Annotated in this window: 19 protein-coding genes and 1 pseudogene; 9 read left to right on the top strand and 11 right to left on the bottom strand. The window is 69.6% G+C overall.

The genetic code is table 11. The features are described from left to right. Window positions 1–48 precede the first annotated feature (48 nt). From ACAM42_RS12105 to ACAM42_RS12085, 5 genes and pseudogenes are all read left to right on the top strand, one after another. Window positions 49–966: a LysR family transcriptional regulator gene (locus tag ACAM42_RS12105; RefSeq protein ID WP_369632155.1), complete on the top strand. Its 918-nt coding sequence runs from the start codon at window positions 49–51 to the stop codon at window positions 964–966. A gap of 120 nt (window positions 967–1,086) precedes the next feature. Then, window positions 1,087–1,980: pseudogene (locus ACAM42_RS12100) on the top strand (MBL fold metallo-hydrolase); the annotation flags it as partial. Beyond that, window positions 1,974–2,699, top strand: coding sequence for a DsbA family protein (locus tag ACAM42_RS12095; protein ID WP_369632154.1), 726 nt, complete (start codon window positions 1,974–1,976; stop codon window positions 2,697–2,699). The pseudogene ACAM42_RS12100 and the gene ACAM42_RS12095, both read left to right, overlap by 7 nt. A gap of 130 nt (window positions 2,700–2,829) precedes the next feature. Continuing rightward, on the top strand, window positions 2,830–4,167 hold the full coding sequence (locus tag ACAM42_RS12090; RefSeq protein ID WP_369632153.1) for a sigma-70 family RNA polymerase sigma factor: 1,338 nt from the start codon (window positions 2,830–2,832) through the stop codon (window positions 4,165–4,167). Window positions 4,168–4,320: 153 nt separating this feature from the next. After that, on the top strand, window positions 4,321–6,693 hold the full coding sequence (locus tag ACAM42_RS12085; RefSeq protein WP_369632152.1) for a TonB-dependent siderophore receptor: 2,373 nt from the start codon (window positions 4,321–4,323) through the stop codon (window positions 6,691–6,693). 9 nt (window positions 6,694–6,702) lie between these two features. On the opposite strand, the gene ACAM42_RS12080 is transcribed toward ACAM42_RS12085, so the two are convergent. The 10 genes from ACAM42_RS12080 to ACAM42_RS12035 form a co-directional block, all read right to left on the bottom strand. Then, entirely contained in the window at window positions 6,703–7,002 is a 300-nt protein-coding gene (locus ACAM42_RS12080) for a putative quinol monooxygenase (protein ID WP_369632151.1), read from the bottom strand. A gap of 118 nt (window positions 7,003–7,120) precedes the next feature. Continuing rightward, window positions 7,121–8,824 (bottom strand): tannase/feruloyl esterase family alpha/beta hydrolase, encoded by a 1,704-nt coding sequence (locus ACAM42_RS12075; protein ID WP_369632150.1) that lies wholly within the window; start codon window positions 8,822–8,824, stop codon window positions 7,121–7,123. A gap of 38 nt (window positions 8,825–8,862) precedes the next feature. Further along, entirely contained in the window at window positions 8,863–9,570 is a 708-nt protein-coding gene (locus tag ACAM42_RS12070) for an ABC transporter ATP-binding protein (RefSeq protein ID WP_095744599.1), read from the bottom strand. Beyond that, window positions 9,563–10,327: an ABC transporter ATP-binding protein gene (locus ACAM42_RS12065; RefSeq protein WP_095744598.1), complete on the bottom strand. Its 765-nt coding sequence runs from the start codon at window positions 10,325–10,327 to the stop codon at window positions 9,563–9,565. Before ACAM42_RS12065 ends, ACAM42_RS12070 begins: the two co-directional genes overlap by 8 nt. Continuing rightward, a complete protein-coding gene (locus ACAM42_RS12060) occupies window positions 10,324–11,310 on the bottom strand; it encodes a branched-chain amino acid ABC transporter permease (protein ID WP_369632149.1) in 987 nt (328 codons plus the stop codon). Before ACAM42_RS12060 ends, ACAM42_RS12065 begins: the two co-directional genes overlap by 4 nt. 1 nt (window position 11,311) lies before the next feature. Continuing rightward, window positions 11,312–12,184 (bottom strand): branched-chain amino acid ABC transporter permease, encoded by an 873-nt coding sequence (locus tag ACAM42_RS12055; protein WP_056582994.1) that lies wholly within the window; start codon window positions 12,182–12,184, stop codon window positions 11,312–11,314. Window positions 12,185–12,511: 327 nt separating this feature from the next. Beyond that, window positions 12,512–13,696: an ABC transporter substrate-binding protein gene (locus ACAM42_RS12050; RefSeq protein WP_062470617.1), complete on the bottom strand. Its 1,185-nt coding sequence runs from the start codon at window positions 13,694–13,696 to the stop codon at window positions 12,512–12,514. A 155-nt stretch (window positions 13,697–13,851) separates the two neighbouring features. Beyond that, entirely contained in the window at window positions 13,852–14,841 is a 990-nt protein-coding gene (locus ACAM42_RS12045; RefSeq protein ID WP_369632148.1) for a 2Fe-2S iron-sulfur cluster-binding protein, read from the bottom strand. Window positions 14,842–14,885: 44 nt separating this feature from the next. Continuing rightward, window positions 14,886–15,659, bottom strand: coding sequence for a GntR family transcriptional regulator (locus ACAM42_RS12040; RefSeq protein WP_062470623.1), 774 nt, complete (start codon window positions 15,657–15,659; stop codon window positions 14,886–14,888). Further along, on the bottom strand, window positions 15,659–16,768 hold the full coding sequence (locus ACAM42_RS12035) for an aromatic ring-hydroxylating dioxygenase subunit alpha (RefSeq protein ID WP_062470627.1): 1,110 nt from the start codon (window positions 16,766–16,768) through the stop codon (window positions 15,659–15,661). The genes ACAM42_RS12040 and ACAM42_RS12035 overlap by 1 nt, the downstream gene beginning before the upstream one ends. Before the next feature lie 145 nt (window positions 16,769–16,913). Between ACAM42_RS12035 and ACAM42_RS12030 the strand changes: the two genes are divergently transcribed. From ACAM42_RS12030 to ACAM42_RS12015, 4 genes are all read left to right on the top strand, one after another. After that, window positions 16,914–18,035, top strand: coding sequence for a 5-methyltetrahydropteroyltriglutamate--homocysteine S-methyltransferase (locus ACAM42_RS12030; protein WP_062470629.1), 1,122 nt, complete (start codon window positions 16,914–16,916; stop codon window positions 18,033–18,035). A 27-nt stretch (window positions 18,036–18,062) separates the two neighbouring features. Further along, window positions 18,063–18,731 carry a glutathione S-transferase family protein gene (locus ACAM42_RS12025; protein WP_369632147.1) on the top strand — a complete coding sequence of 223 codons (669 nt, stop codon included), beginning with the start codon at window positions 18,063–18,065 and terminating at the stop codon, window positions 18,729–18,731. Window positions 18,732–18,756: 25 nt separating this feature from the next. Next, on the top strand, window positions 18,757–20,136 hold the full coding sequence (locus ACAM42_RS12020) for a phospholipase D-like domain-containing protein (protein ID WP_095744593.1): 1,380 nt from the start codon (window positions 18,757–18,759) through the stop codon (window positions 20,134–20,136). Between the two features lie 539 nt (window positions 20,137–20,675). Then, window positions 20,676–22,439, top strand: coding sequence for an Ig-like domain-containing protein (locus ACAM42_RS12015; RefSeq protein ID WP_369632146.1), 1,764 nt, complete (start codon window positions 20,676–20,678; stop codon window positions 22,437–22,439). Window positions 22,440–22,452: 13 nt separating this feature from the next. On the opposite strand, the gene ACAM42_RS12010 is transcribed toward ACAM42_RS12015, so the two are convergent. Then, entirely contained in the window at window positions 22,453–23,511 is a 1,059-nt protein-coding gene (locus tag ACAM42_RS12010; RefSeq protein ID WP_369632145.1) for an ROK family protein, read from the bottom strand. Window positions 23,512–23,620 lie beyond the last annotated feature (109 nt).

The raw sequence follows: 23,620 nt of genomic DNA, 5'->3' as shown, positions 1-23,620 counted from the left end.
ATCCTGAAGGTATATTTTGGAAGCCGTTTGCTTCCAGATTGGAACTTCATGAGAGACCTCGACCTGACCACCCTGCGCTTGTTCGTCGCCGTCTGCGACAGCCGCAGCATCGCGCGCGCGGGCGAGCAAGCGAACATCGTCGGCTCGGCGATCAGCAAGCGCCTGGCCCAGCTCGAAGACACGGTCGGCACGCCGTTGCTGCTGCGCAAGCGCCGCGGCGTGGTGCCCACGCCGGCCGGCGAAACGCTGCTCGAACACGCCCGCGCGATGCTCGGCAGCGCCACCCGCATCGAGCGCGACATGGCCGCCTACGCGGGCGGTGCGCGCGGGCATGTGCGCATCCTGGCCTCGGCCTCGGTCATGGCCGAGTCGCTGGCCGAGGACGTGGCCGGCTTCCTGCAAGACCCGGCGCACCGCAACATCCGCGTCGACATGGAAGAGCGCGTAAGCCCCGAGATCGTGCGCGGCATCCGCGAGGGCATCGCGTCCATCGGCCTGTGCTGGGACGCGGCCGACCTCGACGGGCTGGAGCGGCGCGACTACCGCTCGGACCACCTGGCCATCGTGGCCCACCCGTCGCACCCCGTGGCCCGCCATGACGCGGTGCGCTTCGAGCAGGTGCTCGACCACGAGTTCGTCGGCATGCCCGCACTCAGCGCCGTGCAGCTGATGCTGGCGCGCGAAGCGGCCGTGGCCGGCAAGCCGCTCGTGTACCGCGTGCTGGTGTCCAACTTCGACGCCGCGCTGCGCGTGGTGCGCGCCGGGCTGGCCATCAGCGTCGTGCCGGCGGAGGTCGCCCGGCCCTTCACCGAGGCCTTCGGGCTGCGGCTGATGCCGCTCACGGACGACTGGGCGCGCCGGCGTTTCGCGATCTGCTTTCGCAGCGAGGCGGCGCTGTCGCCCTCGGCGCAACTGCTGGTCGCGCACCTCGAGCGCTGCGCCACGGACCGTTCGGAAACCGCCTGATTCGTCCGATATCAGAAACGATCCATTGTGCTGGCGGTGGTTTTTGTTTCGTTTCCCGCAACCTAACATCCGGTCTGTTCACGCTGTCACCCTCAACTCAACCGACCGAAAGACACCGCCATGTTCCGCAGAACCCTCGTTGCCGCCGCCGCCCTGTCCGCCGCATTCGCCCTCGCGCCCCTCGCCGCCCAGGCCGCCCAGCCGCTGAAGATCGACGTCTACAACCCCGGCACGAAGTCGATGTTCCCCGTGTCGTCGGTGCTGGTCGCCGGCGCCACCGACGCCGTGCTGGTCGACGCCCAGTTCCAGCGCAACGACGCGCAGGCGCTGGTGCAGAAGATCAAGGACAGCGGCAAGAAGCTGACCACGGTCTACATCAGCCACAGCGACCCCGACTACTACTTCGGCCTGGACGTGATCCGCGCCGCCTTCCCCGACGCGAAGATCGTCGCCACGCCGCAGACCGTGGCCGCCATCCAGGCCTCCAAGGACGGCAAGCTCGCGCACTGGGGCCCGATCCTCAAGGACAACGCACCCCAGGCGCTGGTCGTGCCCGAGCCGCTGGCCGGCAACAGCCTCACGCTCGAAGGCAAGAAGATCCAGGTCGTTGGCCTGGACGGCCCCTCGCCGGCGCGCACCTTCGCGTGGATTCCCTCGCTGAAGGCGGTGGTCGGCGGCATTCCGGTGTCGGCGAACATCCACGTCTGGGTGGCCGACACGCAGACGGTGCAGTCGCGCCGCGACTGGCTCAAGACCCTCGACCGCATCGCCGCGCTGCACCCCAAGACCGTGGTGCCCGGCCACTACCTGCCGAACGCCGACGGCTCGGCGCCCTACACCGTGGCGTCGGTGAAGTTCACGCGCGATTACCTGAAGGCCTTCGAGACCGAAGCCACCAAGGCCAAGGACTCGGCCGCACTCATCGCCGCCATGAAGCAGCGCTACCCGAAGCTCGAAGACGCCTCGTCGCTCGAACTAGGCGCCAAGGTCATCAAGGGAGAAATGAAGTGGCCGCAATAACCGACAACAACGGCGATACCGCCACCCTGCACTGCATCTTCGATCCGCTGTGCGGCTGGTGCTACGCCGCCGCGCCGCTGGTCGAGGCCGCGCGCACCGTGCCGGGCCTGCGCGTCGAGCTGCACGCCGGCGGCATGATGACCGGCGCCAACCGCCGCCCCATCACGCCGCAGTGGCGCGACTACGTGATCCCGCACGACAGGCGCATCGCCGAACTCACGGGCCAGCCCTTTGGCGAGGCCTACTTCGAAGGCCTGCTGCGCGACACCGGCGCGGTGATGGACTCCGAACCGCCGATCACCGCCATCCTCGCGGCCGAATCGCTGCGCGCGGGCGGCGGGCTGGACATGGCGCACCGCGTGCAGCAGGCCCACTATGTCGAGGGCCGGCGCATCGCGGAGGCCGGCGTGCTCGCCGAACTGGCGGTTGAACTCGGCTTCGACGCCGAAGCCTTCGCCGCGGCCTTCGCGCAGCACACGGGCGACGCCACCGCACGCCACATCGCCGCGAGCCGCGACCTGCTGCAGCGCGCGGGCGGCCAGGGCTTTCCGACCTTCGTGCTGGCGCAGGCCGACGGCAGCGCGGGGCGCATCGACATCGGGCCGTGGCTGGGGCGTGCGGACGACTGGAAGGCGCAGCTCGCCACCTTCGTCGCACCGGCGCCTTATGCAGCTGCGCCGGAAGCCTGCGGCCCCGACGGCTGCGCGATCTAGCCGCATCGCCGGTCTGGGCCGGCGGTGGCCCCGTTCGCCACAGAACGGGGCCGATTCGGGTATGCCGCCATCAAATGAGAACTATTCTCGACAATAATTCTCCTGCGATTCGCGCGCCACACCCCAGCCCATGTCCGCCCAACTCTCCTCCAGCCCGCTGCTGAAAGCCTTCCAGGACAGCTACCAGGAACTGGTGCGCTTCATCGCGCGCCGCACCGGCAGCCCGCACGAGGCGCGGGAGCTGGCGCATGACACGTGGGTCCGGCTGGCCGAGCGTGCGCAAGCGCGGGACGACACCACCGCCGACCCCGCCCCGCCCGAGGCCGCCGTGCGCGCCTACGTCTACACCGTGGCAGAGAACCTCGCCATCGACCACCTGCGCCGCCGCCAGCGCAGCGCGGAGCGCTTCAGCCCCGCCCCCGTCGACCTCGACACCGGGCTGACGACGGGACACGACCACCACAGCACACGGGACGTGGCCGATGGCGTCGCCCACCGGCAGGCACTCGACGCGGTGGATGCCGCGTTGCGGGCCCTGCCGCCGCGCAGCCGAGACATCTTCCTGGCCGACCGGCTCGACGGCGCCTGCCATGCCGAGCTGGCGCGCCGCCACGGCGTGTCGATCAAGACCGTGGAGCGCGAGGTGATGCGGGCGCTCGACAGCGTCGAGGCCGCGCTGCACCGCTGGCGCGGCGAGGTTGCACCGGCACGGACCGGGCGGCGCCGCGCGCTGTCGGCCCTGCTCGGCGTGGGCGGCCTCAGCGTCGGCAGCGCCGCGCTCTGGCAGGCCTGGCGCCAGTGGATGCCCGGCTACAGCGCCACCCTGGCCACCGCCATCGGCCGCATCCAGGCGCAGGCGCTGCCCGACGGCAGCCGCCTCACGCTCGACGCCGCGAGCCGCGCCGAGGTCCAGTACTTCGCCGCGCGCCGCACCGTGCGGCTGCTGGCCGGCAGCGCCTTCTTCGACGTGGCGCGCGACGAGGCGCGCCCCTTCATCGTCAGCGCCCTGGGCCACGAGATCACGGTGCTGGGCACGCGCTTCGAGGTTGCGCTGCAGGACGGCGGCGTGCGCGTCGCGGTGGAATCGGGCCAGGTGCGGGTGCGCAGCGCGAGCGGCGACGCGCGTGTGCTCAGCGCGGGCGACCGCGCCTTCATCGACACGGCGCTGCAGCTGTCTGCGGCCCAACCGGCCGCGAACGCCGTGAACAGCGCCGTGGCCCCGTGGCGCGACGGCTGGCTCGACTTTCATCACCAGCCGCTCGGCGAGGTGGTGGAGCGCCTGGCGCGCTACAGCCCGCGCCCCCTGCGCGTGGCGCCCGAGGCCGCGCAACTCCCGGTGTTCGGGCGCGTGCGCATCGCCGAGGCGGGCACCTGGCTGCGCCTCCTGCCCAACAGCCTGCCAGTGCGGGTGCGCGAAGACGACGGGGCGGAGCGCGCCCTGGTCATCGAACGCCGCCCGATCTCCTGACGCCGGCATCCGCCCGCTGGCCTTGTCTTGTCTTTCTTGCGATCTGCATGAGGGATTGCGCTCGCTCGGTCGTATCAGTCCATGGAGCCCGGAACAACCGCCCTGCGGACGTCCCGGAATTTTCATGACCCCGACCTGAACCGAGAGAACCGCATGCCCTCCCGCCACCTTCTTCTCCCCGCCGGCCGGCGCCACCTGATCGCGGCGGCCGTGCTGTGCCTGGTCGCTCAAGCCAGCCAGACCACCTGGGCTCAGAGCGCGACACCGCCCGCCGCCGGCGCCACCATCGCCTTCTCGATCCCCGCCCAGCCGCTGGACCAGGCACTGAACCAGCTTGCGCGCCAGGCCGGCGTGCAGCTGCTGGCGGCGCCGGGCCTGCTGCAGGGCCTGCAGGGCCGCCCGGTGCAGGCCAGCCTCAGCGTGCAGGCCGCCGCCGCGCAACTGCTCCAGGGCAGCGGGCTGGCCGGGCGCGTAGCGGGCAGCACGCTGGTGATCGAGAAAGCGCCAAGTGCCGCCGGCGCCACCCTGCCGGCCGTGACCGTGAGCGCCACGGCCGAACTCGAAACCAGCCTGGGCCCAGTGCCGGGCTATGTCGCCCGGCGCAGCCAGAGCGCCACCAAGACCGACACGCCGATCCTCGAAGTGCCGCAGTCGATCTCCGTCATCGGCCGCGAAGAACTCGAAGCGCGCGGCGTGCAGACCGTGATGGAAGCCGTGCGCTACGCCCCCGGCGTGGTTGCCGGCAACTGGGGCTACGACGCACGCGGCATCGACTGGCTGCTGCTGCGCGGCTTCGACGCCACCGCAGGCAACGCCATGTACCGCGACGGCCTGCTGCTGCCGGCCTATTCGCTGACCGAGCCCTACGGCGTCGAGCGCGTCGAGGTGCTGCGCGGCCCGTCGTCGGTGATGTTCGGTCTGGGCGATGCAGGCGGCATCGTCAACCGCGTCAGCAAGATGCCGAGCAGCACGCCCACGCGCGAGATCGAAGTGCAGTACGGCAGCTTCCAGCGCAAGCAGCTGGCCGTGGACCTGGGCGGCGCCCTGAGCGACACGCTGAGCTACCGCCTCGTGGGCGTCGAGCTGGACAGCAACAGCCAGCAGCGCTACCCCAACGGCGCCCCCGCCGAAGTGAAGCGCAGCTACCTCGCGCCTTCGCTGCGCTGGCAGCCGTCGGCCGCCACCTCGTTCACCCTGCTCGGCGAATTCCTGAAAAGCGATGCCAGCGACGACACCTTCAACGTGACCGACGCGAAGGGACGCGACACCGGGCTCATCCAGGGCGAACCGAACTACAGCCGGATCAAGCAGCAGCAATCGTCGCTCGGCTACCTGTTCGAACACCACATCAACGACGACTGGACGGTGCGCCAGAACACGCGCTACTTCAGCTTCGACACCGACAAGCACCACGTGGTCGTCAACCTCGCGCCCGACGGCTACACGCTGCGGCGAACCGCGCGCTTCGCCCCCGAGTGGGTCAACCAGTGGACCGCCGACACGCAGCTGCAGGGCCGCGTGCGCACCGGCGACGTCGAGCACACGCTGCTGTTCGGCGTCGACTGGTCGCGCGTCCGGTACACGGCCAAGCAGTTCTCCGGGCCGGCGCCGAGCCTGGACCTGCGCTTTCCCGTCAACGGCCTGCCGGTGGCGGAACCGTTCCGGCCCGACAGCAACTTCACGCAGACCACCGAGCAGCTCGGCGTGTACGCACAGGACCAGATCAAGTTCGGCCCCCACTGGCTGCTCACGCTCGGTGGACGGCAGGACCACGTCAAGTCCGCCACCTACGATCGGCTGAAAGGCGAACGCACGACACAGACCGACGACAAGTTCAGCGGCCGTGCGGCCCTGAGCTACCTCATCGGCAACGGCTGGGCACCGTACCTCAGCTACGCCGAATCCTTCATGCCGACCAGCGGCGTCGACCTGAACAGCACGCCGTTCCGGCCGAGCCGCGGCAAGCAGGTGGAGGCCGGCGTCAAGTTCCAGCCCGAGGGCACGCGCGCGCTGTTCACCGCGGCCGTGTTCGACCTGCGCAAATCCAACGTGGTGACCTACGACCAGAACACCTTCGAGGCGCGCCAGATCGGCCGCATCCGCTCGCGCGGGCTCGAACTCGAAGCCAAGGCCGAGCTGGCGCGCGACCTGAACCTCACGGCCTCCTACACCTGGCTCGACACCAAGGTGCGCGAGAGCGCCAACGAGACCGAGCGCGGCAAGACACCGATCCAGGTGCCCCGCAACACGGCCTCGCTCTGGCTCGACTACACGATGGGCAACGGCTTCGGCTTCGGCGGCGGCGTGCGCTACATCGGCAAGCGCTGGAACGACGTGGGCAACACCTCGTCCGAAGGCGGCGTCGCGCTGCTCGACGCCACGGTGCACTACAAGCGCGGGCCCTGGCGCTTCGCCTTGAGCGCCACGAACCTGGCCAACCGCCAGTACGCCGCATCGCGCGCGTACAGCAAGTACTACCCCGGCAGCGACCGCGCGGTGGTCGCGAGCGCGAAGTACCAGTTCTGAGGCTGGCGCCTAGGCGACCTTCTCCAGGAACACCAGCCGGATCGGCGCGTCCAGCAGCGCGTCGAATCGCTTTTCGAAGGCCTGGAAATGCGACGTGGCGAAGTGCGCATCCAGCGCGGCCTGGTCCTGGAACGACTCGCGCATGTAGAAACTGCCGGGCTGGTCGCGCAGTTCGAACAAGGTGTAGTCGAGGCAGCCGGGCTCCTGCCGCGTGGGCGCCACCAGCGCGCTCAGGGCGTCGCGCAGCGCCTCGCGCTGGCCGGTCTTGGCCTTCAGGACGGCGATGCTGATAAGGGGCGTGGTGCTCATGGGTCGTTGTGAAGTTCGGATGCCTGCAGTCTGCGGTGACACCCGCACCTGAAAAAGCCCCCTCGCCCCGAAACTCCTTCAACCGCCCCTTGAAGATCGCGACCGCTTCAAGCGCGCGCTACCGGCTGCACCGGAAGCTCGCCGCCTGCGACGCATCGCCATTCACATAGCGCGGCCACAGCGGCCACTCGCACAGCGGACGCGCACGGGTCGTCTTGAATGGCGGCTGCACCTCCTGTTCAAGCAATTGCAGCCCGGTCGGCGCACGCCCACGCTCGACCCAGTCGGCCAGCGCGCCGAGCATGTCGACGTTGGCCGGTGCGCCGCTGCCCACATGGTCCACACCGGGCGCGGTGTACAGGCGCATGAAACGGTCCACGTTCTCGCGGCCCATGCGCGCCACCACCGACTCGTAATAGCGGATGCCCGCGAACGGGCTCTGCGCGTAGTCGGCCATGTGCTCCAGCATCAGCAATTTGCCGCCGCGCGCTTGGAAGGCGCTCAGGTCGGGGTTGGTCGAGTCCATCAGCTGCGACACGGTGGCGATGCGCGCGGCGAAGTCTTCGGCGCGGTAGTTGCGCACGTCGAGCGACGGATTGCGCGCGTAGAAATACTGCAGCGCCCCGCTGCCATAGAACCACGCGATGCCGTTGCTCGGCTGCGGCGGCACGGTCGGTGCGGCGGTGCCGGTCCACCAGGCGTTCCAGCCGCCCATCGAGGCGAAGGCCGGCGTGCCTTCGCCGCCGATGCCCCAGCCCGGGTACTCGGTGACGCCATGCGCCAGCGGCACGGGCGAGCGCCACGGCGTGCGCAGCGTGCGCACCGCCTGCACCTGCGCGTCGTTGAGGCAGTTGTCGCCGCTCGTGCCCGACGCGCAACGCAAGGTGGCCGGGTCGAAGCGCTGCAGGCAGGCCACCGGGTTCGACACGATGCGGTCGGCCACGCCGTCCGTCGCGTCGCACGACGCGAGCACGGCGTTGTGCACCAGTTGCACCTGCGCGGGCCGCAGCCAGCCTTCGCCGAAGGTGGCGATGCCGTTGCGCGTGCCCGCATGCTGCAACCCGGTCCAGTTGATCACCGGCACGCGGCTGAAGATGCCGTCGAAGTCCTGCGGATAGCGCTGCGCCATCGTGAGCGCCTCGCGCCCGCCTTCGGAGCTGCCCATGAAGTAGAGCTTCTGCGGCGCGTGGCCGTAGGCGCGCTGCGTCAGCGCCACTGCCACGTCGCGCACCTTCTTGTACGAGGCGTGCGCGAAGTTCACGAGCGCCTCGTCGTTGAGCGCAAAGGCCTGCGGCGGCTGGCCCTGCACGTTCTGGTGACCGGAGTCGGTGCCGTAGGTCACGTAGCCCTGCGCGAGCGGCGTGGGCAGGTCGAAGCGCGCGGCGGGCACCAGCGCCAGGCCGGTGATCAGCGTGCCGTTGAAGCCTCCGCCGCCGTACTGCACGCTGCGCCCGTTCCATGCGAGCGGCAGGTTGACCTGGAACAGGATCGGCGGCGCGCTCGCGTCGACCGGTGCGATGCGCCCGAGCACCTTGCAGTACGCAGGCATCGCCGGCGTGATGCGCGACCCGGGGCTGGGACCGCGCTCGGCCACGGCCAGTGCAGACGCCGGCACGAGCGCTGCCGAGTCGATCGTCGCCGCGCCGCTGGGCAGGCCGATGGCGCTGGCCGCCACCGGCGCGGTGAGCGCCGCGCAAGCGGGGGCCGGATCGGCGCCGAGGCCGAGGCGCGTGGGGCCGGTCGGGGCCGTGCCGCATGCGGCGAGCAAGGCGGCGGTCGCCAGCATGGCGCCCCCGCTGAACACTGTCTGGGGGATCGCCATCTGTCTGTCTCCTGGTTGTTTTTTGTGATCGGCCGCTGCTACCGCGCCACGCCCAGCAGCCGGTCCAGCACCTCCGGCTGCGCGCGCAGCGCCGCAGCCGTGTCGGCGTGCACGATGGTCCCGTGGTCGAGCACCACGGCCTGGTCGGAAATCGCGAGGATCGCCTGCGGGTGCTGCTCCACGATGATCGCGGCCAGCCCCTCGTCACGCGTGATGCGGCGGATGGCGCGCAGCAGCTCTTCCACGATGATGGGCGCCAGGCCTTCGAGCGGCTCGTCGAGCAGCAGCAGCTTCGGGTTGAGCACCAGCGCGCGGCCCACGGCCAGCATCTGCTGCTCGCCGCCCGACAGCTGCGTGCCCAGGTTGGTCTTGCGCTCGGCCAGGCGCGGGAACATCTCGTACACGCGCTGCGGGTTCCACTGGCCGGGGCGCTCCACAGCGGTGAGGTTCTCGTGCACGGTGAGCGACTTGAAGATGTTGCGCTCCTGCGGCACCCAGCCGATGCCGGCCGCCGCGCGCTGGTGCGGCTGCAGCTTGTGCAGCGCCGCCTGCCCGCCGAGCGCGATGGTGCCGCCGTGCTGGCGCGTGGCGCCGGCCAGCGTGTTGATGAGCGTGGTCTTGCCGGTGCCGTTGCGGCCCAGCAGCGCGAGCGTCTGGCCCTCGCCGAGCGTGAACGCCACGTCGTGCAGCACCACGGCCTCGCCGTAGCCGGCGCTCAGGTTCTCGATGCGCAGCAGTTCAGACATGGGCATGTTCTCCGTGGCCCAGGTAGACCTCTTTGACCTTCGGGTCGTTGGCGATCGTCTCGGGGTCGCCTTCGGTCAGCAGCGCGCCGTTGACCAGCACGGTCATGCGGTCGGCGAAGCTGAACACCAGGTCCATGTCGTGCTCGATGAGCAGCACCGACACGTCGGCCGGCAACGCGGCCACGGTCTGCAGCAGCTCTTCGCGCTCGCCAGCGGGCACGCCGGCCACGGGCTCGTCGAGCAGCAGCACGCGCGGCTCGCAGGCCAGCGCGATGGCGATCTCCAGCAGGCGGCGCTTGCCGTAGGCCATGAACTTGGTCTGCTGCTGCGCCACGTCGGCGAGGTGGAACTGCTCCAGCAGTTGCCCCGCCCGCTCGGCGATGCGCTTGTCCGCACCCAGCGGGCGCCACCACTGCGCGCCGATGCCCTGGTGCTGCGACACCACGAGCGCCAGCGTTTCCAGCGGCGTCATCGAGTCGAAGAGCTGGTTGATCTGGAAGGTGCGCACCAGCCCGCGCGCCACGCGCTTGTGCGGCGCGAGCGTGGTGATGTCTTCGCCGAGCAGCGAGATGCGGCCTTCGGTGGGCGTGAGCACGCCCGTCAGCAGGTTGATCAGCGTGGTCTTGCCGGCGCCGTTCGGGCCGATGAGCGCATGGCGCGCGCCGCGCTTGAGCTCCATCGTGACGTTGTTCGTGGCCGTGATGCCGCCGAAGCGCATCACGAGGCCTTGCGTCGAGAGCACGGTGTCGGTGGTCATGCCGCACCGCCCTTCTTCTTTGCAGCGCCGAACCAGGTCCACGGCTTGAGCAGGCGGTCGCGTCCCACGAGCACCAGCAGCACGAGGATGAGGCCGATCCAGAACATCCAGTACTGCGGCGTCACCGACGACAGCCAGGTCTGCAGCAGCTTGAAGACGATGGCGCCAGCCACGCCGCCGTACAGCCAGCCCACGCCGCCGATGACCAGCATCAGCAGCACGTCGGCCGAGCGGTCGAAGGCCAGCACGTCGAGCGAGGCGAAGCCGGTGGTCTGCGCCAGCAGCGCGCCCGCGGCGCCCGCGATGCCGGCGGCCACGGTGTAGACCACGGCGAGCCGCGACACCACGGGAATGCCGATGGCCATGGCGCGCAGCCGGTTGTCGCGGATGGCCTTGAGCGTGGCGCCGAAGGGCGAATGCACGATGCGGCGCATCACGAGGAAGAGCACGAGCATCACGGCCAGCGAGTACCAGGCGGCCGTGCGGCCATACAGGTCGAACTCGAAGAGGCCGAGCACCGGCCCCATCACCACGCCCTGCAGGCCGTCGGCGCCGCCGGTGAGCCAGTCGAGCTTGTTGGCCAGTTCGAGCAGCAGCAGCGCGGTGCCCAGCGTGACCATGAGCCGCGTGAGGTCGCTGCCGCGCAGGATGGTCACGCTGGCCACGAGGCCCAGCACGGCCGACAGCACGGTGGCGAACACGAGGCCGACGGTCGGGTCGGGCATGACGAGCTTGGCGAACAGCGCGGCGGCGTACGCGCCGAAGCCGAAGAAGGCCGCGTGGCCGAGCGACACGATGCCGGTGTAGCCGAGGATGAGATCGAGCGACATCGCGAACAGCGCGACGATGGCGATCTCGTTGACCAGCAGCGAGTGCGAGGGCATGGCCAGCGGCAGCGCGAAGGCCACGGCCCAGACCACGAACTCCCAGGGCCGCCAGCGCGCGGTGCGCAGCAGGGCCGATTCATAGGTTGGCGCGCTCATGTCAGCGGCCTCCCTTGCGTGTGAACAGGCCTTGGGGCCGCCACATGAGGATCAGGATCATGAGCAGGTAGACGGTGAACGCGCCCATCTTCGGAATGAAGTACTTGCCGGCCACGTCGGCAATGCCGAGCAGCAGCGCAGCGGCGAGCGGCCCGGTGATCGACGAGGTGCCGCCGACCGAGACCACGATGAGGAAATAGATCATGTACTTGAGCGGGAAGGTCGGGTCGAGCCCGAGGATTTCCGCGCCCAGCGCGCCGCCCAGCCCGGCCAGGCCCGAGCCCACGGCGAAGGTCAGCAGGAACACGATGTTGACGTTGATGCCCAGCCCGGCGGCCACGCGCGGGTCGTCGACGGCGGCGCGCAGGCGGCTGCCGAAGCGCGTCTTCGAGAGGATGAGCTGCAGCACCACGGTGAGCACGGCGCACACGGCGATGATGAAGATGCGGTAGTGGCCCATGCCCAGCAGGAACGCGCCGTCGCCGAATTCGCTGCGCCCGCGCAGCCATTCGGGCAGTTGCAGGTTCTGCTGCGACGAGCCGACGAAGTAGTCGACGGCCGCGACGGCCATGAACGCCAGGCCGATGGAAAACAGCACCTGGTCCAGGTGCGGCTTGCCGTACATCGGCCGGTAGAGCGTGCGCTCCAGCAGCGCGCCGGCCAGCGCGACGACGATGAACGCGAGCGGCAGGCAGGCCAGGAACGGCACGCCGAACTTCTGCATCGCGAACACGGTGAGGTAGCCGCCCGCCATGGCGAAGGCGCCGTGCGCGAGGTTGATGAAGTTCATCAGCCCGAGCGTCACGGCCAGCCCCACGGCGAGAACGAAGAGCAGCATGCCGTAGGCGATGCCGTCGAAAAGAATGGTCAGCATGTCGGTTGTCTGGGTCTGGTGCGGTCGTTCAGGATGCTGCTGTTCGGGGTGCGTGCACAGGCCACCGGGTACTTCCCTCCGCGAATGTCCCCCGGGCTTCGCCCTCCTCCTTGATTTCGCTGCGGGAAGCACCCTGTGCCCTGAGCACAAGGCACGCTGTCGGTTCGCAGCCGATCAGCCAGTGCTCTGAACACGCTCGCGTCGATGGGGTGCCTTGCGCAGCGAAATCAAGGAGGAGCCCGAAGGGCGGGGGACATTCGCGGAGCAAGGCACCCCGTCGGCGGGAGCGACGCCCTGAACGGCAGCACTCCCACCGGCGAAGCGAAATTACTTGGCCTTGCCCGGGTCCTTCACGCCCTTCAGCACGTCGAACTCGACGTTGTAGAGTTGCCCGTCCTTCTTCTCGACCTTGCGCAGGTACACGTCCTGCACGATGTCGCGCGTCTGCGCATCGATCAGCACCTGGCCGCGCGGGCTTTCGAAGACCTGGCCCTTCATGGCTGCCAGCAGCGCTTCGCCGCCGCCCTGGCCCTTGGTGGTCTTGAGGGCTTCGTAGATCACGCGCATGCCGTCATAGCCGCCCACGGCCATGAAGTTGGGGCGCATCTTGGGGTTGGCTTTCTGGAAGGCCTCGACGAACTTCTTGTTCAGCGCCGAGGGGTGCGCGGCCGAGTAGTGGTGCGAGGTGACCACGCCCAGCGCGCCGTCGCCCATGTCGTTCAGTTGATCGTCATCCGTCACGTCGCCGGTGGCGATCATCTTGATGCCGGCCTTGTCCATGCCGCGCTCCAGGAACTGCTTCATCACCGCCGCGCCCGCGCCCGAGGGCACGAAGACGAACAGCGCGTCGGGCTTGGCGTCGCGCACCTTCTGCAGGAACGGTGCGAAGTCGGGGTTGCGCAGCGGCACGCGCAGCTTCTCGAGCACCTTGCCGCCGTTGAGCTGGAAGCGGTCGCTGAAGAACTTCTCGGCGTCGTTGCCGGGGCCGTAGTCGGTGACCAGCGTGACCACCGACTTCACGCCGTTCTTGGGCGCCCAGTCGCCCATCACCACCGACACCTGCGGCAGCGTGAAGCTGCTGCGCACGATGTAGGGCGAGGCCTCGGTGATGCTCGAGGTGGCCGCGGCCATCACGACCTGCGGCGTCTTCGACTGCGTGGCCAGCGGCGCGGCGGCCAGCGCGGCCGGGGTGATGCCGAAGCCGGCGATCACGTTGACCTTGTCGTTGACGATGAGCTCCTGCGCCAGGCGCTTGGTCACGTCGGGCAGGCCGGTGTCGTCCTTCACGATCAGCTCGACCTTCTTGCCGGCCACGGTGTCGCCGTTCTGTGCCATGTACAGGCGCGCGGCGGCCTCGATCTGGCGGCCGGTGGAGGCCGACTGCCCCGTCATCGGCAGGATCAGGCCGATCTTGAACTTGTTGTCCTGGGCGCTGGCCACAGGCAGCGACAGCGCGGTGGCGAGCGCAATCGCCGAAAGGCCGGCGGTCTGGATGAGATGGCGTCTTTGCATGGAATTTTTCCTTTGAGGGACGGAACGCGAAACCGGGCGTATTTTGAACAATTCGCAACAATTGACGGAGCAGGCAACCACCTACCCACCCGCCGCACGGGTCTTTGTTGCGCGATCAGTCGAATGGTTGCGCGATGATCGCGCAACCGATGTTTTCAACGGTCCGTGCGGTACGCGGAATCGAGCGTGAGCGTACCCACGGCGCGTGACACGCAGGCGCAGATGCGCGTGGTGGCCTGCTTCTCGTGCGGGCTCAGGAACACGTCGCGGTGGTCGACTTCGCCGTCCACGGCCAGCACGTCCATGGCGCACAGGCCGCACTCGCCGCGCTTGCAGTCCGACAGGGTCTGCACGCCGGCCGCGTCGAGCGCGTCGAGCAGGGTGCAGTCGACCGGCACGGTGATCGACAGGTCGTGGCGCGGAATGCGCACGGTGAAGGCCTGCGTGGCAAGCCGGCCGCTGCTGCCGAAGGTTTCGAAGCGCAGGTCGGCGAGCGGCCGGCCCGCTGCGGCCCAGGCGCGCTTGACGGCCTCGAGCATCGGCACCGGGCCGCAGGTGTAGAGCTGGCCGCCGGGCGGCAGTGCGGCGATGGCGGCGTCGAAGTCGATGGGCGCGGCGCCTTCGTGCGCCTGCACACCGGCCTCGCCCAGCGCGTCGCGCAGGGTGTCGAGGTAGCCGAACTCGCCCGCGTGGCGCGCGCCGTACAGCATGGCCACCGGCACGCCGCGGCGTCGGGCCAGCGCGCCCAGGCGCTGCGCCATCAACACCAGCGGCGTGATGCCGATGCCGCCGGCCACGAGCAGGTAGCCGGGCGCCGCGAGGTCGAGCGGAAAGTGGTTCTGCGGCGCGCTCACCTGCAGCCGGTCGCCCTCGGCCAGCCGCCACATCGCGCGCGAGCCGCCACGGCCGTCGTCCAGCCGCTTGACGGCGATGCGCCAGCAGCTGCCGTCGCCCTCGCCCACCAGCGAGTAGGAGCGCGTCTGCATGCGGCCCTGCTCGGTCATCACCTGCACCTGCAGGTGGGCACCGGGCTCATGCGCGGCAACGAAGTCGGTGTCGGGGCGCAGCGTGAACTCGCGCACGGTGGGCGTGACGTCGCGCAGCGCCACCACCTGCGCCTGCATCCATTGAAGATCGCTTTTCATCGGGGGAACACCAGCGGGGAAAGAGAAGAAAAAGAAGCCGTCGATCAGCCGCGACGGCGGATCAGTTGCACGCCCGGCAGCGGACGCTGTTCGGCGCTCGGCGTGCCGTGCAGCGCCTCGCGCAGGTTGCGCCGCGCGATGCGGCTGTGCTCGCGCATCAGCGCCTCGGCGCGCGAGCCCTCGCCGGACTCGATGGCGTCGAGCACCTGCAGGTGCTGGTCCTGCGCGATCACGAGCATGTCGCGCGCGGCTGGCGAATTGGCCTGCACGATGACGAAGCCCGAGGGCGAGGCGAACGGCAGGTTGACCACGCGTTCGAGCTGTTGCGCGATGACGGGGCTGCCCGCCATCTCGCACAGCAGCGCATGGAATTTCTCGTTGTGCGTGACGTAGCGCGAGAAGGCTGCGTCGTCGAGCGCGGGCTCGCGCAGCAGCTCGTCGATGCGCGTGAGGCAGGCGCGCGCCTCGCGCAGCACCACGGGCGCCGCGCCGCGCTCGGCCGCCAGCCGCGCCACGAGGCCTTCGAGGGTGCCGCGCAACTCGATGGCGTCGGCCACGTCGCGTTCGGAAAAGGTGCGCACCGCATAGCCGCCGTTGGGCAGCGCCTCGAGCAGCCCTTCCTGTTCGAGACGCATGAGCGCGCTGCGCACCGGCGTGCGCGACACGCCGAGCTGTTCGGAAATGGCGACCTCCGCAATGCGTGCGCCGCCGGGCAACTCGCCCGCCAGGATCATCTCGCGCAGCCGCAGCTGCGCCTTCACGGCCTGCGAGCTGCCGCTGTCGCCGGGCTCGGCGGGAGAGACGGTGGCGACCTTCATCACGCGGCCTGGCTCTCTGGGGCGGGACGGATCGGGATCGCGGCGCGCGCGGGCCGCTCCTTCTCGATCATGCGGTCGATGAGGCGGCGCGCCCACATCGAGCCGGCGTCGATGTTGAGGTTGTAGAACTGGTGGTCGGGGTGCTCGTCGATGGCTTTCTGCTGTGCCTCGAGCACGATCTCGTCCTCGCGGAAGATGCCCGAGACGCCCTCGCGCAGCTCGTGCGTGAGGCGCTGCTCGCCCAGGCAGTAGTTGCGCGCGAAGGCCCAGAAGTACAGGCAGGTCTTGTCGGTCTCGGGCGTGATGGTGTTGAGCACATAACCGTTGACGCCCTTGCTGCGGTCACCGGCGTTGTCGTTCGACGGCACCGCGCCGCTGCCCGCCTCGGCCACGCCGACGTCGATGTTCACCGTGCACGGGCCTTCGAAACGGATGATCTGCCAGCGGTCGACCTTGCCCGTGTAGCCGCGCGCGTGGCGGATCTGGTTGCCCCAGAACGGCGGCGCGTCGATGTTCTCCATCCAGCGCGTGACGGTGGCCGAGCGGTCGCCGTGCGTGGCCACGAAGGGCGCCTCGGCCACCTCGCGGTTGCCGATCGACGAGCCGTGCACGAAGGTCTCGTGCGTGAGGTCCATGAGGTTGTCGACCACGAGCCGGTAGTCGCAGTGGACGCGGATCATCTTGCCGTCGCCGGCCCAGGCCGGGTCGTCGTTCCAGTGCATGTCGGGCACCAGCGCCGGGTCGGCCTTGGCCGGGTCGCCGGGCCAGATCCACACGAAGCGATGCTTCTCGACCACCGGAAAGCTGCGCACGCAGGCCGAGGGGTTGAGCGTTTCCTGGCTCGGCATGTGGGTGCAGCGGCCCTGGCTGTTGTAGACCAGGCCGTGGTAGCCGCAGACCAGCTCGTCGCCCTCGAGGCGGCCCAGCGACAGCGGCATCAGCCGGTGCCAGCAGGCGTCTTCGAGCGCGGCCACCTGGCCGTCGGTGCGGCGGAACAGCACCACTTTCTGGTTGCAGATGGTGCGTGGCAGCAGCGCGTGACGCACTTCGACGTCGTAGGCGGCGGCATACCAAGCGTTGAGCGGAAAGGCGGTCGTGGGCGTCTTCATGAATACGCAATGTATACAGAACAGCGAGAAATTCCAGAGCTGAACCCCTTATTCGAGGGTAAACACTGACTCCTACGTATACAAACAGGCTTTTCACGAAGGCGCTAGGATTCCGCTCGTTCACAGTCACGACGGAGTTCATTCCATGTCCCAGCATGCCGCCCTGCCCGCCCGCTACGACCACGTGGGCAGCTTCCTGCGCCCGCAGTACCTGCTCGAAGCCCGCGAGCAGAAAGCCAAGGGCCAGATCACGCCCGAGCAACTGCGCGAGGTCGAAGACAAGGCCATCACCGAAATCGTCCGCTTCCAGGAAGACATCGGCCTGAAAAGCATCACCGACGGCGAGTTCCGCCGCACTTACTTCCACATCGACTTCCTCGACCAGCTCGGCGGCGTGAAGACCGACATCCCGGTCACCATCCGCCGCCCCGACGGCACCGAGGAACTGGCGCCGCCCGCGATGCGCGTGATCGACAAGGTGCGCCACGTGAAGGACATCCAGCTCGCCGACTTCCAGTACCTCAAGAGCCAGGTCTCGGCCGGCCGCACGCCGAAGGTGACGATCCCGTCGCCGACGATGCTGCACTTCCGCGGCGGACGCGCCGGCATAAGCAAGGACGCGTACCCCGAGCTCGACCCGGTGTTCTACGACGACGTGGCCAAGGCCTATGGCGACGAGCTGCGCTCGCTGGCCGCGGCCGGCTGCACCTACGTGCAGATGGACGACACCAACCTCGCCTACCTGTGCGACGAACACATGCGCGAAGCCGCCCGCAAGCGCGGCGACGACCCGAACGAACTGCCGCACCGCTATGCCGCGTTCATCAACAAGGTGGTGGCGCAGAAGCCGCCGGGCATGCTGCTGGCCATGCACCTGTGCCGCGGCAACTTCAAGAGCACGCACGCCGCGGCCGGCAACTACGAGCCGGTGGCCGAGGCGCTGCTGAAGGAAATGGACCTCGACGCCTACTTCATGGAGTACGACGACGCCCGCTCGGGCGACTTCAAGCCGCTGCGCTACCTGCCCAAGGGCAAGACGGTGGTGCTCGGCCTCGTGACCACGAAGTTCGGCGAGATGGAAGACAAGGACGAGCTCAAGCGCCGCATCGAGGACGCCAGCAAGTACGCCTCGCTCGACCAGCTCGCGCTGTCGCCGCAGTGCGGCTTCTCCAGCACCGTGCACGGCAACAACATCGCCGTCGAAGCGCAGCGCAACAAGCTGCGCCTCGTGGTCGAGACGGCGCAGGAAGTCTGGGGCTCGACCTGACGCGCGCTTTCTGTTGAAGTCGGGGGCATGACGACGACGCAGATTTACTCCGGCCCCCTCAGCATGTTCGGCGCGAAGGTACAGATCGCCGCGTACGAAAAAGGCATCACTTTCGAGCTCACCATGGTGCCGTTCACCACCGACGACGCCTACGAGCCCAAGCACCCCGAGGTGCTGCGCGTGAACCCGGTGAAGCAGCAGGTGCCAGTGCTGGTCGACGACGAGGTGGCGCTGTTCGACTCGACGCAGATCTTCGAGTACCTCGAAGACCGCTACCCCCAGCCCGCGCTGTGGCCCGAAGGCATCGCCGACCGGGCCCGCGCGCGGCAGCTGGAGCAGAAGTCGGACGAGGTGTTCTTCCCCAACGTCATCAAGCTCTTCGGCCTGCAGGACGCCATGCAAAGCGCGCCGGCCGTGGCCGCATGCGCCGGCTGCGCGCGCTTCTACGAAGAGATGGAAGGCCTGCTCGCCACGCGCGAGTTCCTGGCCGGCCCCTACTCCTTCGCCGACATCGCCTTCTACATGGCGCATGTGTTCGCCGACCGCAAGGGCGCCGGCATGACCGACGCCACGCCGCGCCTCGTGGCGTGGCGCGAGCGCGTGGGCGCGCGGCCCGCGGTGCGCACGGTGGTCGATCCGATGATGCGGTTCCTGGCTTCGCAAGGGCGCGGCGTGCCGGCCTTCCTGCAGCGCTGAGCGGGCACCGAGGCATCACCCGCCCATGCCGGACACCCTCTTCGACTGGCTGCCCTCCCCTTCGCAGCACTTTCTTGTCGTCACTTTCGCGTTGCTGGTCTATGTGCTGACCACGCGCACGCGCCGCGAGCAGCGCGCCCCCACCACCGCCATCGCGTGGGTCATGGGGCTGGTGCTCATGCCGTACGTGATCCTTCCGATGTACCTGCTGTTCGGCCAGCGCAAGCTGCGCCCGGCCGGCGCGCCCCGGCCGCCGCGGTCGCTGCCGCCGGGCCACTGGGCGGCCGACCTGATCGAGAGCTTCGGGCTGGCGCCGCCCGGGCGCTGCGCGATCCGCATGCACGCTGACGGCGAAGCCGCGCGCGAGGCGCTGTTCGAGGTGATCGACGGTGCGCGCCAGCGCCTGGACGTGTGCACCTTCATCATCGGCGACGACGCGCTCGGCCACGCCGTGCTGGCGCGGCTCGCGCAGCGCGCGCGCGAAGGCGTCAAGGTGCGCGTGCTGCTCGACGGCTTCGGCGCGCTCTCGCTGCCGCGCCATCACTTCGACCGGCTGCGCGCGGCCGGCGGCGAGGTGGCGGTGTTCCGCCCCTTCTTCAGCCTGCGCCGCATCGGGCCGCGCAACCTGCGCAACCACCGCAAGCTCACCATCGCCGACGACCGCTGGCTGTGGTCGGGCGGGCGCAACCTCGCGGGCGAGTACTTCTCCGGCAACGACAAACACCCCGAAGCCTGGCACGACCTGTCGTTCGACCTGCAGGGCAGCGTGGCCGCCGCCGCCGCGCGCCAGTTCGACCACGACTGGAGCTCGGTGCGCGGGCGCAAGGCGCGCGCCATCACCGCCGCCGACGTGCCCGCGGGCCCCGGCTGCGCGATGGCCCAGTTCCTGCCGAGCGGCCCCGACCAGACCGAGGACACGGCGCACGCGCTGCTCATCGACGCCTGCTTTCGCGCCGAGCACCGCATCCTTGCGATCACGCCCTACTTCGTGCCCGGCGACGGCCTGCGCGATGCGCTGCGCCTCGCCGCGCGGCGCGGCGTGCAGGTGACCATCGCGATGCCCGCGCAGTCGAACCACCGGCTGGCCGACTTCGTGCGCGCACGCGCCATGCGTGACCTCGCACGCGCGGGCGTGAGCTTTCGCATGCTGCCCTTCATGGCCCACGCCAAGGCCGTGGTGGTCGACGACGAACTGGCGATGTGCGGCTCGATCAACCTCGACCTGCGCAGCCTGCTGCTGAACCACGAGGCGGCGGTGGTGTTCTACGGCCACGACGACATCGAATGGCTGGCCGAATGGATCGAGACCACCGCCTCGGCCGGCGAGCCCTACCGCGCGCGGCGCCCGGGGCTGCTGCGCGACGTGGCCGAAGGGCTGCTGCTGACCGTCGCCTTCCAGCTGTAGGCGGGCGGTGCATCGCCCAAGATGCACGAATGCAACACAATTGCAACCAATTGAACATTCACACTAGAATCGCCACCGGTTCCGGTGGATGACCGTTCTTCCGGAGCCCCCTGCATTGCGGGGCAGCCCGCTCCGGCCCGGCCTCATGGGGCCCACCGAAGCGCCATTCGTACCGCCGTTGTCGTGAGAAAGTGCCCAAATAACAGGCACCACTACAGCGAGGCAAGTTCCCTTCCTACGAGCCCAGAAATTAAGATAAAGGTTCACTGATTGTTGCCACATCGTGTGGAGGAATGAGCGGTCCGCCCGCCCTCTGCACTGAATGAGCAACCAGTAGTCCCCCCGCACTTCAGAAGCATCGGCGTCCGTCAGGGCGTATCGCCTTCGGCGACCTCGATGCGATGCAGGAGCGTGACCGGCAAAGGCGGTCGCCGCGGGGTCTGTGCGCTGGGCGCCGGGCGACACCTTCGCGCGGCCCGAAGCGGTCCCCTTTGTTGTCGATCACTGCCGGATTCCCCTGAGCACGGGGAGAAAAATCGATGCCTTTCATTGATTCGCTGCTGGCGCTCGCGCGCCGGCTGGGCGCAGCCTTGCCTGTCGTTTGGGCCCTGCTGCTGCCGTTGTCCGCCGCTCCCACCTGGGCGGCCCTGAACGAAGTCGGCCGCGCCACGCCGAGCGTGCACCGACTGCGCTTCTTCATCGACCCGCAACTGGCGGCCGACATCGGCGCGCCCGAGGCCGGCCGCCGGCTCGCGCAGTACGTGGCCGACCTCAACACCGTGTTCCAGCGCGAGACCGTGCGCAGCTTCACCTTCGACCCCGCGAAAGACCTGCAGATCGTCGCGCCCGGCGCGGCGCCGCCCTGCGGCTTCAGCGGCGTGGCCGGCGGCGAGATCGTGCTGTGCACCGGCCCCTCGAAGCGCGGCTACAGCCACGGCGGCCTGACCACCAGCACCACCTTCCCGCCCACCGGCGTGACCTGGAACCTGAACTGGACCGCCATCCACGACCCGCTGCGCCTGTCGCGCGCCATCACGCCGGCCGCGCCCGAGTCCACCGAGAAGGACTACCTCGGCCGCCAGCTCAAGACCCTGCTGCACGAGCTGGAGCATGTGTTCGGCGCCGGCTCGGGCGAGTACTACAACGCCATCGCCGTCGCCGACACCACCGAGACCGCGCCCGCCAGCGACCTCGCCCTCGTGAAGCACACCGACCGCTACTGGTGGACGCGCCAGCACTGGCGCCTCGACCCGCTGCTGGGCACCGTGTTCGAGCAGCGCTACGACCCGGCCGCCAACCGCGTCGCCACGCTCGGCCTGATCCGTTTCACCGAAGGCACCAAGGCGCAGATCAACACCGACTGGCGCGACTGGCCCAAGCTCGGCAGCTCGAAGTTCATGGCCGCGACCACCGCCACGCAGGTGCGCGTGACCGAGCGCGAGAGCGGCGCCGCGCTGGCCGGCGCGCCGGTCTCGGTGTGGCGCGACCCGGGCGCCGGCAAGCTGCTGGAGCCGATCGCGCAGGGCACGACGAATGCCGACGGCCGTTTCGTCTTCGACTGGCGCTGCGGCTTCAGCTGCTTCGCCGTCGGCAAGACCACGCTGCTCGTGAAGGCCCAGGCCCCGGGCCGCGCGCCGGGCGCCACCTGGTTCACCATCTTCGATGCCTTCGAGCAGAAGGCGGTGCAGGGGCAGGCGGCCTTCACCATCGACCTGCCACTGGGCGTGCCCGACAGCCAGAAGCCGGCCGTGTCCCTGGCCGCACCCGCGATGGCGACCGTGGGCCAGCCCGTGGCGCTGGCGCCCGTGGCGGTCGACAACGTCGGCGTCTTCGGCGTGAAGGTGATCGGCACCGACAGCCTGCCGATCTGCACCTTCACCGCCCCGCCCTACACCTGCCACTGGACGCCGACCGCGCCGGGCGTGCAGATCATTCGCGTGATCGCCATCGACGCCGCGGGCAATGCCGAGGTCGCGTCGGCACAGGTGATCGTGCGTGCGCCCGCCGACACCACGGCGCCGACCGTCACGCTGAACGTGCCGCCCATGGCCTCGTCAGCCGCCGGCCTGCCGGTGCGGCTGTCGGCCAGCGCGACCGACGATGTCGGCGTGGCCGAGCTGGCCTTCATCGTCGACGGCAAGACCGTCTGCGCGCTGCGCGCCGCGCCCTACACCTGCAGCTGGACGCCCGCGCGCGCGGGCCTGGCGAACATCGAGCTGCGCGCCACCGATGCGGCGGGCAACGTCGCCACCACCTCGGCCACCGCGCGCGTCGGCGCGGAACTGCGGCCCGAAGACCTGTAAGGGGTAGAGCAGCTCAACGCCGGTTCGTGAAGCTGGCGTTGCCCAGCCCGGTGCCGATGGTCAGCACGCCCCAGTGCCGCACGTCGCGCATGAAGGGCAACTCGCTCAGGCCCTGCACCACCGCGTCGTTGTGCATGAGCACCAGCGTCGCGCCCGAGCCGATGATCGGCAGGCGCCGCCACAGTGCGGCCGGCAGGTGGAAGGCGCGGCTCTCCCAATCGCCCGGCAGGTTCTGCGCCCCACGCGCGATCGAGCCGTCGGAGCGGATCAGCCCCGGGCAGCCGATGCCGATGAAAGGCGCGAGCCTGATCTTGCGGCGCTCGGCGTAGATCACCATGTCCTCGAGCATGTCGGCGATGCGCTCGACCATGTGGCTGCGGTTCGGGCCGTCGTCGGCGTGGCGCCACTTCTCGCGCTTGACCACTTTCGCGCGCGAGAAGTCGGGCGCCTTGCGGTGGCGCGTCTTCACGATGCCGCAGCGCACGTTGGTGCCGCCGATGTCCACGGCCAGGATGGCGTCGTGCCCCTTCAGCAGCGGCGGCGGCGTCAGGTGCGCCCAGCCGATCAGCCCGCCGTCGTCCACGTTGTGCGACAGCCGGCCCAGCTGCACGTGCACGGCCAGATCTTCAAGCATCGCGCCCGCCTCCAGGATCGCGCGCTCGCCCACGTCGCTCTCGGGAAAGCCGCCGCCAACCACGACGCGCTGCACCTTGCGCCACGAGGGCTGGCGCACGAAGCGCTGGACCACGAAGGCCAGCTCTTGCGCGAATTCCTCGATGGCGCCGTGCATCACGTCGCCGGCCGCCGTGGCGGTCTTTCCCTGCAGCGCGCGGTCGAGCTGCTTCTTGCTCAGGTCGCGCGAGTGGGCCGCGCCCAGCGGGTCGCGGCCGCTCTTGCGGCGTCGCTTGCGCCAGCGCTCGAGCAGTTCGCGAAACGCCGTCTGGCTGGCTTGATCGCCGACGAAGCCGTCCTTGTCGCGCAGCTGCAGGCTGTAGCCGTCCACGCGCAGGCCGGGCAGCTCGCGCAGGCCGTGGATGTCGGGACCGGGGGGCGCGTGCCTGGTTTTTTTCATGACGGCCACTATGGGCCGCTGCGCGCCCGTGGCGCATCGGCTTCGCGCACCACGGCGTGTAGGAGACGGACGGGTACGGCGGGCGCGGCGATGCCGATACACTGATCCG

The sequence above is a fragment of the Variovorax sp. V35 genome, from assembly GCF_041154465.1.
Taxonomy (GTDB): domain Bacteria; phylum Pseudomonadota; class Gammaproteobacteria; order Burkholderiales; family Burkholderiaceae_C; genus Variovorax; species Variovorax boronicumulans.
The sequence above is the reverse complement of the archived record's forward strand: the minus strand, read 5'-3'. Positions and strand labels throughout refer to the sequence as shown.

Bases quoted from the DNA above. Each gene is read 5' to 3' on its own strand.
- ACAM42_RS12105 (WP_369632155.1), top strand. From the start codon at position 49: ATGAGAGACCTCGACCTGACCACCCTGCGCTTGTTCGTCGCCGTCTGC.
- ACAM42_RS12090 (WP_369632153.1), top strand. From the start codon at position 2,830: ATGTCCGCCCAACTCTCCTCCAGCCCGCTGCTGAAAGCCTTCCAGGAC.
- ACAM42_RS12085 (WP_369632152.1), top strand. From the start codon at position 4,321: ATGCCCTCCCGCCACCTTCTTCTCCCCGCCGGCCGGCGCCACCTGATC.
- ACAM42_RS12080 (WP_369632151.1), bottom strand. From the start codon at position 7,002: ATGAGCACCACGCCCCTTATCAGCATCGCCGTCCTGAAGGCCAAGACC.
- ACAM42_RS12075 (WP_369632150.1), bottom strand. From the start codon at position 8,824: ATGGCGATCCCCCAGACAGTGTTCAGCGGGGGCGCCATGCTGGCGACC.
- ACAM42_RS12070 (WP_095744599.1), bottom strand. From the start codon at position 9,570: ATGTCTGAACTGCTGCGCATCGAGAACCTGAGCGCCGGCTACGGCGAG.
- ACAM42_RS12065 (WP_095744598.1), bottom strand. From the start codon at position 10,327: ATGACCACCGACACCGTGCTCTCGACGCAAGGCCTCGTGATGCGCTTC.
- ACAM42_RS12060 (WP_369632149.1), bottom strand. From the start codon at position 11,310: ATGAGCGCGCCAACCTATGAATCGGCCCTGCTGCGCACCGCGCGCTGG.
- ACAM42_RS12055 (WP_056582994.1), bottom strand. From the start codon at position 12,184: ATGCTGACCATTCTTTTCGACGGCATCGCCTACGGCATGCTGCTCTTC.
- ACAM42_RS12050 (WP_062470617.1), bottom strand. From the start codon at position 13,696: ATGCAAAGACGCCATCTCATCCAGACCGCCGGCCTTTCGGCGATTGCG.
- ACAM42_RS12045 (WP_369632148.1), bottom strand. From the start codon at position 14,841: ATGAAAAGCGATCTTCAATGGATGCAGGCGCAGGTGGTGGCGCTGCGC.
- ACAM42_RS12040 (WP_062470623.1), bottom strand. From the start codon at position 15,659: ATGAAGGTCGCCACCGTCTCTCCCGCCGAGCCCGGCGACAGCGGCAGC.
- ACAM42_RS12035 (WP_062470627.1), bottom strand. From the start codon at position 16,768: ATGAAGACGCCCACGACCGCCTTTCCGCTCAACGCTTGGTATGCCGCC.
- ACAM42_RS12030 (WP_062470629.1), top strand. From the start codon at position 16,914: ATGTCCCAGCATGCCGCCCTGCCCGCCCGCTACGACCACGTGGGCAGC.
- ACAM42_RS12025 (WP_369632147.1), top strand. From the start codon at position 18,063: ATGACGACGACGCAGATTTACTCCGGCCCCCTCAGCATGTTCGGCGCG.
- ACAM42_RS12020 (WP_095744593.1), top strand. From the start codon at position 18,757: ATGCCGGACACCCTCTTCGACTGGCTGCCCTCCCCTTCGCAGCACTTT.
- ACAM42_RS12015 (WP_369632146.1), top strand. From the start codon at position 20,676: ATGCCTTTCATTGATTCGCTGCTGGCGCTCGCGCGCCGGCTGGGCGCA.
- ACAM42_RS12010 (WP_369632145.1), bottom strand. From the start codon at position 23,511: ATGAAAAAAACCAGGCACGCGCCCCCCGGTCCCGACATCCACGGCCTG.